We start from the raw sequence: 15,684 nt of genomic DNA, 5'->3' as shown, positions 1-15,684 counted from the left end.
TGGGCTTGCCCGCGATGAGCATAGGTATAAGACCGAGTACATATCCATTCTTGCGGTAACGGCCTCCTATGGTTCCGCCTGACGGCGGCTCACTTTTGAACAGCGCAAAAGTAAGCAAAACGCTCTTTCCGGTATGACTCACCCACATGGGTTACAAATCAGTTCAAGCACATAGGTAACAGTTATTAACTGGCAGGGTCGATTTCGCGAGGATCTGACCATGCCCTGGAGAGAGCTGAAACCTATGGATCGAAAAGTGATGTTCATCGCTGCCTATCTGGCGGACAAACACACCTTCAGCAAGCTGTGCAGTGACTACGAGATCAGTCGAAAGACTGGCTATAAATGGGTCGAGCGATACAAAGCTGAAGGGCCTAGTGGGCTTGAGGAACGCAGCCGTTGTCGGCACAACCAGAGCTACGTGGTGCCTGTCGCTGTTAGGCAGGCAATCATCGAGCTTCGGTCTATCGGAGAAACAACTCCAGGGCCTAAGAAGATCCAAAATGACTTGCTCCGGCGTTTTTCAAGGTAGTTGTCGTGTCGCCCGTCTTGCTAGGCGACCTTCACGACAACTGTCAGCTCCCTTTCGGGGTTGAGATACACCGTCCCGATTGGGTTCCAGTTGCGTGTCTCACCTGACCATCTTTCAGGCCTTTTTTCTCTCGCTTGCCCATAGATTGCCGCCCTCCGGGCCAAGATTTCCCGGTCATTTCCCTCGTGGCGCTGGGCGGGTGTCACGAAGCGGATTCGGCTATGACGATGCTCGGTGTTGTACCAGGCCATAAAATTCCTCACCCAGATACGCGCGTCATCCAGGCTGCTAAATCCATCCTGCGGCCACTGCGGGCAGTACTTCAGCGTTCTAAACAGCGACTCCGAGTAAGGATTGTCGTTGCTTACCCGAGGTCTTCCTCTCGATGGCGTGATACCCAGGTCGTACATCTTGGTCAGTAACGTCACCGATTTCATCGGTGCGCCATTGTCCGAGTGAAGCACCAGCGGCTGACGCCAGCACTTCTCTCGAGTGACACTTCGTTGCAGTAGGACGGCTGCTTTTTCACCGCTTTCTGCCTCGTAAACTTCCCAGCCCACGGCCTTTCGGCTGTAGATATCCTCGATCAAATAGAGGTAGTAAAACTTCCCACGAACCGGCGACGGCAGGTACGTAATATCCCAAGACCACACCTGATTGGCGGCTGTCGCCGCGTAAGTGGTGGGTGCTTCATGGCGATGCGGGCGTTTGGCGCGGGAACGATGATGCTGCTGATCTGCCGCATGCAGCACTCGGTAAAAGGTTGCCTCCGATGCCATGTAACGTCCCTCGTCAGCGAGCCGTGGCACGATCTGGCTCGGTGGCAGATGTGCGTAGGCCTTGCTGTTGCACAAGACCAGGATAGCTTGGCGCTCAAGATCACTCAGGGCGTTACTCGGCACTGGCCTCACCGTCGTGGTGCGCCCATCTGCCAACATTGCTTCGGGCAGGCTCCAGCGCTGTAGCGTGCGTAGCGAAATACCGACTTCTAGACACGCAGGCGCCCTGCGGGCGCCCGCCGTGATGGCTTCGTTGAGCCAGTCGACGAGAAGATGCCGTTCTGGCAACAAGGTCAATTGACCTCGTCGTCGCTCCCCCAGTAGGCATTGAGCTTTTTTCGCAGCACCAGCAATGCGACTGTTTCAGCCAGTGCTGCATCCTTTCGGCGCAGCTCGCGCTCCAGTTCCCGAATCCGCTTTTTATCCTCCTTGGTCTCCCCAGCGATTCCTTTTTTCAGCGCTGAATGATTAGTACTGTTGGCAATGAAAGCTTTGCGCCAGCCATCAATTTGCTCAGGGAAAATACCGTTGCGACGGCAATACTCACTCAGCTCCAGCTCCGACAAAGCTGATGATTCGATGACTGCCATGAGCTTGGATTCGGCAGACCAATTTTCAGGCGACTGCTTGTTTTCGGACAACTGGGAACCTCTGGCAGCAGCTTGCTTACGCCAATAATGAAGAGACATGTCGCTACAACCTTCACGGCGCGCGACCTCCGACGCTGAAAGGCTCAGGGGCGGAAGCATCATTTTCAACAACGCAGCTTTGCGTTCTTCTGAATAGAAAGGCATGACCTTACTCTTGCCGCCCCCGGAATACTTTTAAAAAGCGGAGGACACGACAACTACCCTGACACCGGGGGTGCTCAAGCGCTTTCCCGATCAGGATCCGCCGTCAAAAACGACCATCTACAACATCCTTAAAGCAGCCGACTTAATTACGCCGCAGCGTGTACGACGGCGTGTCGCGGTCTATCCCAAACCTTTGAGCAAGGCAGAAATACCTAATCAGCTCTTTAGCGCGGACTACAAGGGCCAGTTTCTGACGGGCGCCGGAGTTTGGTGCTATCCACTGACGATCATGGATCACGCCAGCCGTTTTCTACTGGCCTGCCAGAGTATGTCCAGTACCAATCTGAAGGAGACCCAACAGACCTTTGAGCGAGTTTTCCGCGAGTACGGGTTGCCGGAGCGTATTCGGACTGACAATGGTGTGCCATTTGCCAGTACCGGCCGTGCCGGGCTGTCGCAGCTGTCGATATGGTGGCTGCGACTAGGGATTATTCCTGAGCGAATTGAGCCTGGCCGTCCGGACCAGAATGGGCGTCACGAACGCATGCACCGAACGCTGAAAAGTACCTTGCCTCAACCGCCCGCCATTCCTTGGGAGGCTCAGCAGAGACAGTTTGACCGCTTTATGCAGCACTACAATTATGAGCGGGGGCACGAGGCGCTTGACCAGAAAACGCCTGCTTCCTGCTATTCACCCTCGACTCGGACTTACCCGGAAAAGTTGCCTGAAATGGGGTATGCGAGCCACGTGGAGTGTTACCTGGCTGATAGTAATGGAATCATTAATCGAGCAGGTCTGCGGATTTATATCGCCAATGTGCTTAAGCATCAGACCATTGGAATGGAGATGATCAGTGATGATGTGTGGGAGGTGATATTCGGTCCGGTAATCCTAGGCCGGGTCTATGCTAGAGAGGCAAAGAACGGGTACGTGTCGATAAAAGTGTTACCTATGTAAAGGTACTTTTTTGTAACCCATGTGGTTGTCCCGTACATTCCCCACCACTCGGCACCTCGCTTAGGCTCGGTGTTCCCTCACTCCGGCTTGAATCCGTGGGCCGCCGCCACGCGCCATCCATGGCGCGGGGCGGCTAACCCGGCGTCCTGCCGGGTTACCCACGGCTTCAAGCCTGCGTTCGGCCAGCGTGGTTAACGGGGCGCCCAGGATCAAAAGCCAAAGCCAAAGCCAAAGCCAAAGCGAAAGCAAAAGCAAAAGCCAGATCAAAAGATGGCTGACTTCGTCAGCGTCTTAGGAAGTAGAAGCTACACCGCGCATGCCCTAGCGATCAGGTCGGCTTTTAGGCCGCCTCGCTTTGTTTTTGATCCTGGGCGCCCCGTTAACCACGCTGGCCGTACTTCGATGTTGATTTGGGGGGTAAACCGGCAGGACGCCGGTTTAGCCGCACTGGGCCAGGGAGGGCCCATTGCGGCGGCCCCCCAAATCAATATCGGAGTACGGGCATGCCGAGCCTAAGCGAGGCACCGAGTGGTGGGGTATGAGCGTTTTGCTTACTTTTGCGCTGTTCAAAAGTGAGCCGCCGTCAGGCGGAACCATAGGAGGCCGTTACCGCAAAAATGGATATGCACGCGGTCTAATCCAACATCCCTGACGGCCCACAGGTGCAACGTCGCACCACAGTGGTGTAGATACCTATGCCGCGATGAGGCAGTCCAACATTTGCGGCAGTTCAGATAAGGAGTTGTATTCAGGCCTTGCCGGGAATCCCGTACTTGCGCAGCCGATGGGCGATGGCGGTGTGGGAGGTCTGCAGGCGGCTGGCCAGTTGGCGGGTCGAGGGATAGTTGACGTAGAGCTTTTCCAGCAGGCATTTCTCGAAGCTTTCCATGGCCTGCTCCAGGCTGTCGACCTCGCTGTCGCTCTGGCGCGCCACCGAGGTGCCGGCGATGTCCAGGTCGCCGATGTCCACCAGGCTGCTTTCGCAAATGGCCGCGGCGCGGAAGATCACGTTCTGCAACTGGCGCACATTCCCTGGCCAACGATTGCCGAGCAGGGCCGGGTAGGTGCCTGGCGCCAGGCGGCAGACCGGACGCTGGATCTGCGCACAGGCCTGCTGCATGAAGTAGCGAGCCAGCAGCAGAATGTCCTGGCCGCGCTCGCGCAATGGCGGGACTTCGACGTTGAGCACATTGAGGCGGTAGAACAGGTCTTCGCGAAAGGTCCCCTCGCTGACCATCTTCTCCAGGTCGCGGTGGGTCGCGCTGAGGATCCGCACGTTGACCTTGACCTCACGGTCCCCGCCCACCCGGCGAAAGCTGCCATCGTTGAGAAACCGCAGGAGCTTGGCCTGCAGATACGGCGACATCTCGCCAATCTCGTCGAGAAACACCGTGCCCTGGTTGGCCAGTTCCATCAGCCCCGGCTTACCACCGCGCTGGGCGCCGGTAAAGGCACCGGGGGCGTAGCCGAACAGTTCGCTTTCGGCGAGGTTTTCCGGCAAGGCCGCACAGTTCAACGCCAGGAACGGCGCGCTGTGGCGGGCGCTGATGGCATGGCAGGCGCGGGCCACCAGTTCCTTGCCGGTGCCGGTTTCACCCTGGATCAACAGTGGCGCGTCGAGGGCGGCTACCCGCTGCGCACGGGCCTTGAGTGTGCGGATCGCCGGCGACTCGCCGAGCAAGGCATCAAAACCTTCGGCGTGATCGTGATGCAGTGCCGAGAGCTGTTCGCCGATCCGGTTGGGTGGATACAGGGTCAGCAGGGCGCCAGCGTCGGTGATCGGCGTGGCGCCCAGCAACAAGGTCTGGCCGTTGACCGTGATTTCCCGCAGCGGCAAGCGAAACCCGTGCTCCAGCAAGGTTTCCAGCAGGGCTGGGTCGGCAAACAGTTCGGCGACGTTTTCCCCGGCCGGTTCGCGGCCGTACAGGGCGATCAACGCCGGGTTGGCCAACAGAATGGTGCCGGCACTGTCGAGGGCCAGCACCGGGTCGGTCATGGCGGCCAGCAGGGCATCCAATTGCAGGTGGCGGCGTTGTCCGGGAAGGATGTCGACCACGGTCACCGCTTGCACACCACGTACGCTGAACAAGGCATCGCGCAGTTCTTCGAGCACTTGCGGGCTCAAGGTCGGGGCGTCGATGTAGACGTTCGGCGGGACCATTTCCACCGCATCCAGGTTGAGGTTGCGCCCACCGAGCAAGGCCAGGACTTCCTGGGTGATGCCGACGCGGTCGATGAAACTGACGTGGATACGCATGGGGCGTTTGTTGGTTCTGAGGTGCGGAGGGGGGCAAGTATGCCTTGGGGCGGGCGAATGGTGAAAGCCTGCTCGCGATAGCGCTGTGTCAGTCGACAGCGCGCCATCGCGAGCGGGATGGGATTACTCGAAGTGTTCGATATTCACCGGGTCGCCGGATTTCATGTTCAGTTGCACCCGGATGTCTTCAAACATCAGGTCGTAATGCTTGTGCACCGAGCCGATCTGGCTGTGGGTCTTTGGAATGCCGTACTTCTCGGCGATCTTCGTCACGTTGTTGGCAAAGTTGTAGGCCTCCTCCTTGGGCAGGAAGAACGTCTCGCTCATGTCCTTGCCCTGAATGTTGCCATGCATGGTGAACTGGATGCCCTTGTCGCCCTTGGGGCTCTTGCTGACTTGGTAGTCGAGGTGCACGTTGTAGCTGACATCATCCGGGGTCAGTGCATGACGCTCGATGTGCAAATGACCTGGCTCAAACTTTGCCATAGACGTCTCTCCTTACAGGTAAGTAATGCCAGGTTTGGACGTGCTGATTCGGGTGCCGGCCTTGCCCTGGACGATCGCTTCGATGTCCGAGAGTGAACCGATCACCGCGACTTTTCCAGTGTTGCGCGCGAAGTCGCAGGCGGCCTGGACTTTCGGCCCCATGGAGCCAGCGGCGAAGCCGAGTTTTTCCATTTCGTCGGGGTGCGCCTGGGCGATGGCTTTCTGGGTGGGCTTGCCGAAGTCGATGAACGCCGCGCTGACGTCGGTGGCAATCACCAGCAAGTCACCTTCCAGCTGTTCGGCCAGCAGCGCCGAGCACAGGTCCTTGTCGATCACCGCTTCGATGCCCTTGAGCTTGTGGTTCTCGTCGTACATGGTCGGGATCCCGCCACCCCCGGCGCAGATCACGATGCTGCCCTTTTCCAGCAACCACTTGATCGGGCGGATTTCGAAAATACGCTTGGGTTTCGGGCTGGCCACCACGCGGCGGAACTTGTCGCCATCGGGGGCGATTGCCCAGCCTTTTTCCGCCGCCAGCGCTTGGGCTTCAGCCTTGCTGTAGACCGGGCCGATCGGCTTGGTCGGGTTCTTGAACGCCGGGTCGTTGGCGTCGACTTCAACCTGGGTCAACAGGGTTGCGAACGGCACCTCGAAGTCCAGCAGATTGCCCAGTTCCTGTTCGATGATGTAGCCGATCATGCCTTCGGTTTCGGCACCGAGCACGTCCAGCGGGTAGGGGGAAACGGAGGTGTAGGCGGCTGCCTGCAGCGACAGCAGGCCGACTTGCGGGCCATTACCGTGAGCGATCACCAGTTGATTGCCGGGGTGGATCTTGGCGATCTGTTCGGTGGCGATCCGGATGTTGGCGCGTTGATTGTCTGCTGTCATGGGTTCACCACGACGTAGGAGGGCGTTACCGCCCAGAGCAACGACGATACGCATAATGCAGTCCTTCTTCGAAGAGATATAAGCCGGTACGCGGTCCCCTGCAGGAGCGAGCTTGCTCGCGATAGCATCACCAAGGTCTGTCAGAAGCACCGGGGTGCTGCCATCGCAGGCAAGCCAGCTCCCACATTGACTGTGTCCAGTCAGTGGGAGCCGAGTGAGCTGTTACAGATCAGCCAGGGTCGATACCAGGATCGCCTTGATCGTGTGCATGCGGTTTTCCGCTTGCTCGAAGGCGATGCAGGCTGGCGACTCGAACACGTCATCGGTCACTTCGATGCCATTGGCCAGGTGCGGATACTGCTCGGCAATCTGCTTGCCGATCTTGGTATCGCTGTTGTGGAAGGCTGGCAGGCAGTGCATGAACTTGGTGCGTGGGTTGCCGGTGGCTTTCATCAGCTCGGCGTTGACCTGGTACGGCAGCAGTTGCTGGATCCGTTCGGCCCAGGCTTCGACAGGCTCGCCCATCGATACCCAGACGTCGGTGTGGATGAAGTCCACGCCCTTGACCGCGGCTTTCGGGTCTTCGGTCAGGGTGATGCGGGCGCCACTTTCTTCCGCGTATTTTTTGCAGCGAGCCACCAGGTCGTCGAGAGGCCACAGGGCTTTGGGTGCGCAGATGCGTACGTCCATGCCCAGCTTGGCGCCGACCAGCAGCAGCGAGTTGCCCATGTTGTTGCGCGCGTCGCCCAGGTAGGCGTAGCTGATCTCGTGGATCGGCTTGTCGGCGTGTTCACGCATGGTCAGCACGTCGGCGATCATTTGGGTCGGGTGGTATTCATCGGTCAGGCCGTTGAACACCGGTACGCCGGCGAACTTCGCCAGTTCTTCGACGATTTCCTGTTTGAAGCCACGGTATTCGATGGCGTCGTACATGCGCCCCAGTACGCGGGCGGTGTCCTTCATGCTTTCTTTGTGGCCGATCTGCGAGGAGTTCGGGTCGATATAGGTGACGTTGGCGCCCTGATCATAAGCGGCCACTTCGAACGCGCAGCGGGTGCGGGTCGAGGTTTTTTCGAAGATCAGCGCGATGTTGTTGCCTTTGAGGTGCTGCTGCTCGGTACCGGTGTACTTGGCGCGCTTGAGGTCGCGGGACAGGTCGAGCAGATAACGCAATTCGCGAGGGGTGTGGTGTTCCAGGCTCAGCAGATTGCGGTTATGAATGTTAAAAGCCATTTTGGATCTCCTTGGGTTTCGGTTATCCCCCTGGCCGCACTCGATAAGTGTCGGCCAGGGTTTATAGGTTAGTAGTCGATTGGGTCGCGGATGATCGGGCAGGTCATGCAGTGGCCGCCGCCACGGCCGCGACCGAGCTCGCCGGCGCTGATGGTGATGACCTCGATCCCGGCCTTGCGCAGCAGGGTGTTGGTGTAGGTGTTGCGGTCGTAGCCGATGACCACGCCTGGCTCCACGGCGACCACGTTGTTGCCGTCGTCCCACTGCTCGCGTTCGGCGGCGAAGCTGTTGCCGCCGGTTTCCACCACGCGCAACGCCTTGAGGTTGAGGGCCTTGGCCACGGTGTCGAGGAAGCTGGTTTCCTCGCGGCGGATGTCGATGCCGCCCTGTTTGCTTTCGTCAGGTCGCAGGGTGAAGGCAACGATCTGATTCACCACTTCCGGGAAGACCGTGACCAGGTCGCGGTCGCAGAAGCTGAACACGGTGTCCAGGTGCATGGCTGCGCGGGACTTCGGCAGGCCGGCAACGATCACTTTCTCGACGGCTTTGTTCTTGAACAGGTTCAGTGCCAGTTGGCCGATGGCCTGGCGGGACGAGCGCTCGCCCATGCCGATCAGGACCACACCGTTGCCGATCGGCATGACGTCGCCGCCTTCAAGGGTGGAGCTGCCGTGATCCAGGTCCGGGTCGCCGTACCAGATCTCGAAGTCGGCGTTGGTGAACTGAGGGTGGAACTTATAGATGGCGGTGGTCAGCAGGGTTTCCTGGCGACGGGCCGGCCAGTACATCGGGTTCAGCGTCACGCCACCGTAGATCCAGCAGGTGGTGTCGCGGGTGAACTGGGTGTTGGGCAGCGGTGGCAGGATGAAGCTGGTGTGGCCGAGGAAGTCGCGGAACATCTGGATGGTCTTGCCACCGAAGCTGTCCGGCAGATCATCGGCGGACACGCCACCGATCAGGTACTCGGCGATGTGCCGTGGCTCCAGGCTGCGCAGCCAGGATTTCACTTCGTTGATCAGGCCCAGGCCCACCGAGTCGGCGGTGACCTTGCGTTCCAGGATCCAGTCCAGCGCTTCGGGGATGGCAACGATGTCGGTCAGCAGGTTGTGCATTTCCAGCACGTCGATCCCGCGTTCGCGCATCTTGGTAACGAAGTCGAAATGGTCACGCTTGGCTTGGGCAACCCACAGCACATCATCGAAAAGCAGTTCGTCACAGTTGTTCGGGGTCAGCCGCTGGTGGGCCAGGCCGGGGGAGCAAACCATGACTTTGCGCAGTTTGCCGGCTTCGGAATGTACGCCGTACTTAACTTTTTCCGTGGTCATTACAGTGATCCTCCAGATGACAATACAAACTTGAGTGTTACAGGGTCAGGAAGCCGTCGTAGAGCCCATAGGCCGCTACCAGCGCACCTATGACTACCGCGGCGAAAATCAGCTTCTCGACGTTGGTGAAAATCGGTTTGCCCAACTCGCGCTTGGCCTTGGCGAACAGGATCACGCCTGGGGCATAGAGCAGGGCAGAGAGCAGCAGGTACTTCAGGCCGCCGGCGTAAATCAGCCAGACCGCATAGATCAGGGCTACGGCGCCGATGAACAGGTCTTTCTTGCGTTCGGCCAGGGCGTTCTCGTAAGTCTCGCCGCGCACTGCCAACAGCAGGGCGTAGGCCGCCGACCAGAGGTAAGGCACCAGGATCATCGAGGTCGCGAGGTAGATCAGCGACAGGTAGGTACTGGCCGAGAACAGGGTGATGATCAGGAAGATCTGCACCATGGCGTTGGTCAGCCACAGGGCGTTGACCGGTACGTGGTTCTCGTTTTCCTTGCGCAGGAACTCCGGCATGGTGTGGTCTTTGGCGGCGGCGAACATGATCTCCGCACACAGCAGGACCCACGACAGCAGGGCGCCCAGCAGGGAGATGATCAAGCCAACACTGATCAGCACCGCACCCCAGTGACCCACCACGTGCTCAAGCACGGCGGCCATCGACGGGTTCTGCAGCTTGGCCAGTTCCGGTTGAGTCATGATCCCCAGCGACAGGACGTTCACCAGCACCAGGAACAGCAGCACGGTAATGAAGCCGATCACCGTGGCTTTACCCACGTCCGAGCGTTTTTCCGCACGGGAGGAGAAGATGCTCGCGCCCTCGATACCGATGAATACCCAGACGGTGACCAGCATCATGTTGCGCACCTGGTCCATCACGCTGCCCAGGTCCGGGTTCTTGATCCCCCAGATATCGGCAGTGAAGATGTCCAGTTTGAAGGCGAAAATGGCGATCAGGACAAACAGCAGCAGCGGTACAACCTTGGCCACCGTGGTCACCAGGTTGATGAACGCTGCTTCCTTGATCCCGCGCAGGACCAGGAAGTGCACCGCCCACAACAGCACAGACGCACCGATGACGGCGGCGACGGTGTTGCCTTCGCCGAAAATCGGGAAGAAGTAACCCAGGGTGCTGAACAGCAATACGAAGTAACCGACGTTCCCCAACCAGGCACTGATCCAGTAGCCCCAGGCCGAAGAGAAACCCATGTAGTCGCCGAAACCAGCCTTGGCATAGGCGTAGACCCCGCCATCCAGATTCGGCTTGCGATTGGCCAGGGTCTGGAAGACAAAGGCCAGGGTCAACATACCGACAGCGGTGATGGCCCAGCCGATCAAAACAGCGCCGACATCGGCACTGGCGGCCATGTTCTGGGGCAAGGAAAAGATCCCGCCGCCAATCATGGAGCCGACCACAAGCGCGACCAGGGCACCTAGTCGTAGTTTTCCGGGAGATTCTGACATTGCATGACTCCAATGCAGGAGAAGTGAGTTCGCAGAGTAAATCCGCTGACGTTTCAAACAGCTGACTTAGATCAGTTCATTGCCACATTCCATTGTTGATGAATGACTTTCGTCGGTTTGTTAACGCGCTGAGAGGCCTCTCCTAGAGGCTTCCAGGTGAAACTAAAGGGAATGTATCGTATTGCAGCAAGGTATGAAGCTAGTTGGTTTTTCAGAATGTGCAAATTTTTACCGGCGGTTCTCAGTACAGAATGGATTTATCGGAAATGCTTCACAAAACTGGCAAAATCCCCCGGCGGCATAGATGAGACAGTTCTAAGCGAAGTCTGATTTTTATCCTTTACTGATAAACGTGTGGCTGCGCTGGATATTTAATTGAGTGAACACTTGTTATGGTTCGCAAACATGACAAAACGTCGATTTGAGAGGTAACGATGTCGCAACCGGCGCAAAAGCTCCGACTCAGTGCCTTGATCGCCTTGGTGGTCGGCTCGATGATTGGCGGCGGGATCTTTTCCTTGCCGCAGAACATGGCCGCCCGGGCCGATGCCGGGGCCGTGTTGATCGGCTGGGCCATCACCGCCGTGGGCATGTTGACCCTGGCCTTTGTGTTCCAGACCCTGGCCAACCGCAAGCCTGAACTGGACTCGGGGGTGTACGCCTATGCCAAGGCCGGGTTTGGCGACTACATGGGGTTCTCCTCGGCCTGGGGCTACTGGATCAGTGCCTGGCTGGGCAACGTTGGCTATTTCGTGCTGCTGTTCAGCACCCTGGGTTACTTCTTTCCGGTGTTTGGCCAGGGCAATACGCCGATTGCCATCGGCTGCGCCTCGGTGCTGCTGTGGGCGGTGCATTTCCTGGTGATGCGCGGGATCAAGGAGGCGGCGTTCATCAACCAGGTGACCACGGTGGCCAAGATCGTGCCGCTGGTGATGTTCATCGTGATTGCCGCCGTGGCGTTCAAGGCTGACATCTTTACCCGGGATATCTGGGGTCGCAGCAACCCGAACTTCGGCAGCGTGATGGACCAGGTGCGCAACATGATGCTGGTCACGGTATTCGTGTTTATCGGCATCGAAGGTGCAAGTGTGTATTCGGCCCGCGCGGAAAAACGCTCCGACGTGGGCCGGGCCACCGTCATCGGCTTTATCGGGGTGCTGGCGCTGTTGGTGCTGGTGAACGTGCTGTCACTGGGGATCATGAGTCAGCCGGAGCTGGCCAACCTGCAGAACCCTTCACTGGCGGCGGTGCTGGAGCACATTGTCGGGCCGTGGGGCGCTTTGCTGATCAGCGTCGGCCTGGCCATTTCGTTGCTTGGGGCATTGCTGTCGTGGGCGCTGCTGTGCGCCGAAATCCTGTTTGCCACGGCCCGAGACAAGACCATGCCGGCGTTCCTGAAAAAGGAAAACGCCAACCATGTACCGGTCAACGCGCTGTGGCTGACCAACGCGATGATCCAGCTGTTTCTGCTGATCACCCTGTTTTCTGCTGGTACCTACACCAGCCTGATCTACCTCGCCTCGTCGATGATCCTGGTGCCTTACTTGTGGTCGGCGGCTTACGCGGTGCTGTTGAGCGGGCGCGGTGAAACCTATGAAAACGCCTCGGGCGAGCGCACCAAGGATTTGCTGATTGGCGCGATCGCCCTGGTTTATGCGGTCTGGCTGCTGTATGCCGGTGGGGTCAAGTACCTGCTGCTGTCGGCGCTGCTGTATGCACCGGGGGTGATTCTGTTCGCCAAGGCCAAGCATGAGCAGGGCCAGCCGTTGTTCACCCACATCGAAAAAGGCATTTTCGCCTGCGTGGTTGTCGGTGCGTTGGTGGCGGCCTATGGCTTGTACAGCGGCGTGCTGAGTTTGTGAGGCTGACGCTCGACTATCAGGGGGCCTACGATTGGCCGGCGATGCTCGACTTCCTGGCGGCGCGGGCCATCGATGGGCTCGAGGTGGTTCGCTCCGGGTCGTACGCCCGCAGCTTCTGCCTGCACGGTTTGCAGGGCACGTTTGTCATCAGCCAGGCGCCGGGTCACGGCCTGGCGGTAGAGCTGGCCTATGCCGATTCGGCGGCGTTGCCGCAGATCGTGGCGCGCTTGCGGCGGATGTTCGACCTGGATGCAGACTTGCCGGCCATCCACCGGCACCTGGCCACAGACCCGCTGCTGGCGCCGTTGATTGCCCGGAGCCCGGGCTTGCGTGTGCCGGGCACCTGGGACGGCCTGGAGTTGGCGATGCGGGCGGTGCTGGGGCAGCAGATCAGTGTGGCGGCGGCGATCAGGCTGGCGGGTAAGCTGGTGGCGCAATACGGCGCGCCGCTGGTGGGGTCCGAGCCGTGGTTGCCGGGCCTGAGGCAGGTGTTTCCCGAGGCGCAGGTGTTGGCTTCGGCGGATCTGGCCACGCTGGGCATGCCCCGCAGCCGTGGGCGCACTTTGTCGGGTGTGGCCCAGGCGTTGCTGGAGAACCCTGGGCTGTTCGAGGCGCGCGAGCACCTGCCGGCGTCCGTGGCGCCGTTGCTGGCGTTATGGGGCGTGGGTGACTGGACGGCCCAGTACATTGCCTTGCGCCAGATGCGCGAGGCGGACGCGTTCCCGCCGGGGGATGTGGGGCTGCTCAAGGCGCTGGCCGCCCTCGAAGGCCAGCCAGTCAGCGCCCAGCACCTGTTGGCCCGGGCAGAAAGCTGGCGACCATACCGGGGTTATGCGGCGCAAGTGTTGTGGACGTCCTTGAGTCGGGGGGATTGAGGTGTAGCAAAGACCGGCTTCGCAGGATTGTGTGGGAGCGGGCAAGCCCGCTCCCACAGGATTTTTGGCTGCCAGCAGATTTTGCGGGCACCATCGCTGCCTGTTCACCACCGTGCCCGATGGGCGCCCAGTTCCCCGGCCGGCAGTGACCACTGCAGGGGCGTGCCGCTGATGGTTAGTGGCACCTGCAGTCGATTGGCCGGTCCCCAGGTTGTTTGTTCCAGCACGAGTCCCTGATCGCTGGCCTCTTCGGCACGCAGCGCCGGTTGTGGTGTGGCGGGCTGTTGCAGCAGCAGCTTCGCCGTGCGCGCCAATGACAGGCGGGCGGATCCGCCGCAGCCGCTGCCCAGGCGCTCGGTCAACAGCTTGAGACAGCTGGCCGCCATCAGGTACCCGGTGGCGTGGTCCAGGGCCTGCACCGGCAGGGGCGTCGGTTGGTCGCTGTGCTGCCAGGCCATGCCGGCTTCGGCGATGCCGGTGCTCATCTGCACCAGGCTGTCGAAGCCCCGGCGATTCTGCCAGGGACCGCTCCAGCCATAGGCATTGAGGCTGACGTCGATCAGCCCCGGCGCCAGCGCCTGGCGTGCACGGGTGCCGTAGCCGAGGTTTTCCAGGGCGTCGGCGCGGTAGCCGTGGAGCAGGATGTCGGCGTCCTTGAGCAGGGCTTCAAACACCTGGCGGTCGCTGCGTTGGTGCAGGTCAAGGTGGGCGCAGCGTTTGCCCAGGGTCATTTCCGCGACCACGCCCGGCTCGTGCCAGTGGGGTGGGTCGATGCGCAGCACATCGGCGCCCAGGCCGGCGAGAAAACGACTGGCTGCGGGGCCGGCAAGGACCCGGGTCAGGTCCAGCACCCTGAGCCCCGCCAGCGGCCTCGCGACTGATCCCGACCAGGCCTGCCGGCGTTGATCCTCAAGGGGCGCCAAGTGCACCAGCGGCTCGGCATTGACCGCCAGCCCCTGGGGATGGACCTGCCATTGCTGCCAGGAGCGCATGACCGCCGCGCAGCCCCCGGCGTCGACCACCGCCTGTTCCAGATCCTCCTTGGCCCACGGCGCAACCTTGGCGGCCATCGCGCTGCGGTCGCTGCTGGCACCCAGTACTTTTTCGGCGGCGCGCCGATGATGGGCAGCATTGGTATGCAGGCGGATCCAGCCATCGCCCGTGGCATAGTCACCGGCGAGCGGATCCCACATCGGCGGCACCTTCCAGCCCAGCGGGCGCAAGGAGGTGGCGAACCAGAAGGAGGCAAGTCGGCGATCAACTTCGAGGGTCGGTAAACGGCCGGTCTGTTGCTGCAGCAGTTCGCTGAGGGCCTGGCCGGCCACCGCAATACTGGCGCTGGCCAGCTCGGTGACGGCAAACGCCGAGGGCAGGGCGCCCTCGGCAGTGAACCGGATGGCAGTTTTCTGCAAGCCCAATGCGGCTTGCAGGGCAGTCAGCAAAGTGGTCATCGAGAGCCCTCCGAAAGAGGGCTCGAGCATAGAACAAAAGCGCTGTGGTGGAGGGCCTAAACCCGGAACTGGTCCATCAGTTTCATCTGGTGGGTGGCCAGGGAGTTGAGCTGGCTACTGATCTGCGCCGACTCGGTGGCTTGCTCGGTCAGGGTCTCGGTGACCGTGCGGATCGCCGAAACGTTGCGGTTGACCTCTTCGGCCACGGCGCTCTGCTGCTCGGCGGCACTGGCGATCTGCAGGTTCATGTCGCTGATCACCGTGACTGCCTCGCTGATCTTGCCCAGGGCCTGCACTGCTTGCTGGATCTGCCCGGCGTTGTTGTGCGCCTGGGTCTGGCTCGAATGCATGGTGGCGACCACGCCGCGGGTGCCGGTCTGGATCCGCTCGATCACCAGGCGGATCTCCTCGACCGAATCCTGGGTACGCTTGGCCAGGTTGCGCACTTCATCGGCGACCACCGCAAAGCCGCGTCCGCTTTCGCCGGCGCGAGCCGCCTCGATCGCGGCGTTGAGGGCCAGCAGGTTGGTCTGTTCGGCGATGCTACGGATCACTTCCAGCACCGAGCCGATCTGCTCGCTGTTGACGGCCAGCGCTTCGACTTCGGTCACTGCCTTGCTGACTTCTTCGGCCAGTTGATTGATGTCGCGGGTGCTGCGTTCGATGATCGACATCCCGTCCCGCGCCGATTGGTCCGCGCCCCTGGCGGCGCTGGCGGCATTCGAGGCGCTGTTGGCGACGTCATGGGCGGTGGCGCTCATTTCGTTGGAGGCGGTGGC

10 protein-coding genes and 3 pseudogenes are annotated in these 15,684 nt (G+C 60.4%); 4 read left to right on the top strand and 9 right to left on the bottom strand.

The window, feature by feature from the left end; genetic code table 11:
* Nucleotides 1-220: 220 nt before the first annotated feature.
* A pseudogene (locus PspS04_RS21245) lies at nucleotides 221-523 on the top strand (helix-turn-helix domain-containing protein); the annotation flags it as partial.
* Between the two features lie 29 nt (nucleotides 524-552).
* Here the strand turns inward: PspS04_RS21245 and PspS04_RS21240 are convergent.
* A protein-coding gene (locus PspS04_RS21240) for an IS3 family transposase (protein ID WP_194240661.1) occupies nucleotides 553-2,105 on the bottom strand; the annotation gives its coding sequence in 2 pieces (ribosomal slippage) (nucleotides 553-1,643 and nucleotides 1,643-2,105; 1,554 coding nt in all).
* Between the two features lie 76 nt (nucleotides 2,106-2,181).
* Between PspS04_RS21240 and PspS04_RS21235 the strand changes: the two are divergent.
* Nucleotides 2,182-3,063 (top strand): annotated as a pseudogene (locus tag PspS04_RS21235) (integrase core domain-containing protein); the annotation flags it as partial.
* Between the two features lie 748 nt (nucleotides 3,064-3,811).
* Here the strand turns inward: PspS04_RS21235 and PspS04_RS21230 are convergent.
* The 6 genes from PspS04_RS21230 to arcD (PspS04_RS21205) form a co-directional block, all read right to left on the bottom strand.
* Nucleotides 3,812-5,320 (bottom strand): sigma-54-dependent transcriptional regulator, encoded by a 1,509-nt coding sequence (locus PspS04_RS21230; protein WP_095169845.1) that lies wholly within the window; start codon nucleotides 5,318-5,320, stop codon nucleotides 3,812-3,814.
* Between the two features lie 123 nt (nucleotides 5,321-5,443).
* A complete protein-coding gene (locus tag PspS04_RS21225) occupies nucleotides 5,444-5,806 on the bottom strand; it encodes a DUF5064 family protein (protein WP_159997619.1) in 363 nt (120 codons plus the stop codon).
* 12 nt (nucleotides 5,807-5,818) lie between these two features.
* A complete protein-coding gene (arcC, locus tag PspS04_RS21220) occupies nucleotides 5,819-6,748 on the bottom strand; it encodes a carbamate kinase (RefSeq protein ID WP_095169843.1) in 930 nt (309 codons plus the stop codon).
* Nucleotides 6,749-6,916: 168 nt separating this feature from the next.
* Nucleotides 6,917-7,927, bottom strand: coding sequence for an ornithine carbamoyltransferase (locus PspS04_RS21215; RefSeq protein ID WP_095169842.1), 1,011 nt, complete (start codon nucleotides 7,925-7,927; stop codon nucleotides 6,917-6,919).
* A 68-nt stretch (nucleotides 7,928-7,995) separates the two neighbouring features.
* Nucleotides 7,996-9,252 (bottom strand): arginine deiminase, encoded by a 1,257-nt coding sequence (arcA, locus tag PspS04_RS21210; RefSeq protein ID WP_095169841.1) that lies wholly within the window; start codon nucleotides 9,250-9,252, stop codon nucleotides 7,996-7,998.
* A gap of 37 nt (nucleotides 9,253-9,289) precedes the next feature.
* Entirely contained in the window at nucleotides 9,290-10,717 is a 1,428-nt protein-coding gene (arcD, locus tag PspS04_RS21205; RefSeq protein ID WP_095169840.1) for an arginine-ornithine antiporter, read from the bottom strand.
* Nucleotides 10,718-11,151: 434 nt separating this feature from the next.
* Here arcD (PspS04_RS21205) and arcD (PspS04_RS21200) point away from each other — a divergent pair, with 434 nt between their 5' ends.
* Both arcD (PspS04_RS21200) and PspS04_RS21195 read left to right on the top strand, forming a co-directional pair.
* Nucleotides 11,152-12,579: an arginine-ornithine antiporter gene (gene arcD / locus PspS04_RS21200; RefSeq protein ID WP_159997617.1), complete on the top strand. Its 1,428-nt coding sequence runs from the start codon at nucleotides 11,152-11,154 to the stop codon at nucleotides 12,577-12,579.
* Complete coding sequence (locus tag PspS04_RS21195; RefSeq protein ID WP_159997615.1) at nucleotides 12,576-13,454, top strand: DNA-3-methyladenine glycosylase family protein; 879 nt, start codon at nucleotides 12,576-12,578, stop codon at nucleotides 13,452-13,454. Before arcD (PspS04_RS21200) ends, PspS04_RS21195 begins: the two co-directional genes overlap by 4 nt.
* 104 nt (nucleotides 13,455-13,558) lie before the next feature.
* Here PspS04_RS21195 and PspS04_RS21190 read toward each other — a convergent pair whose 3' ends face one another.
* Both PspS04_RS21190 and PspS04_RS28175 read right to left on the bottom strand, forming a co-directional pair.
* A complete protein-coding gene (locus PspS04_RS21190; RefSeq protein WP_159997613.1) occupies nucleotides 13,559-14,905 on the bottom strand; it encodes a CoA transferase in 1,347 nt (448 codons plus the stop codon).
* Nucleotides 14,906-14,961: 56 nt separating this feature from the next.
* Nucleotides 14,962-15,492 (bottom strand): annotated as a pseudogene (locus PspS04_RS28175) (methyl-accepting chemotaxis protein); the annotation flags it as partial.
* Nucleotides 15,493-15,684 lie beyond the last annotated feature (192 nt).

Source organism: Pseudomonas sp. S04, assembly GCF_009834545.1.
Taxonomy (GTDB): Bacteria; Pseudomonadota; Gammaproteobacteria; order Pseudomonadales; family Pseudomonadaceae; genus Aquipseudomonas.
Note: the sequence above shows the minus strand (reverse complement) of the source record. Positions and strands in the feature narration are given on the sequence as shown.

Excerpts from the sequence above, each read along its gene's own strand:
- PspS04_RS21225 (WP_159997619.1), bottom strand. The coding sequence starts at position 5,806 with ATGGCAAAGTTTGAGCCAGGTCATTTGCACATCGAGCGTCATGCACTG.
- arcA (WP_095169841.1), bottom strand. The coding sequence starts at position 9,252 with ATGACCACGGAAAAAGTTAAGTACGGCGTACATTCCGAAGCCGGCAAA.
- arcD (WP_159997617.1), top strand. The coding sequence starts at position 11,152 with ATGTCGCAACCGGCGCAAAAGCTCCGACTCAGTGCCTTGATCGCCTTG.
- arcC (WP_095169843.1), bottom strand. The coding sequence starts at position 6,748 with ATGCGTATCGTCGTTGCTCTGGGCGGTAACGCCCTCCTACGTCGTGGT.
- PspS04_RS21190 (WP_159997613.1), bottom strand. The coding sequence starts at position 14,905 with ATGACCACTTTGCTGACTGCCCTGCAAGCCGCATTGGGCTTGCAGAAA.
- arcD (WP_095169840.1), bottom strand. The coding sequence starts at position 10,717 with ATGTCAGAATCTCCCGGAAAACTACGACTAGGTGCCCTGGTCGCGCTT.
- PspS04_RS21215 (WP_095169842.1), bottom strand. The coding sequence starts at position 7,927 with ATGGCTTTTAACATTCATAACCGCAATCTGCTGAGCCTGGAACACCAC.
- PspS04_RS21230 (WP_095169845.1), bottom strand. The coding sequence starts at position 5,320 with ATGCGTATCCACGTCAGTTTCATCGACCGCGTCGGCATCACCCAGGAA.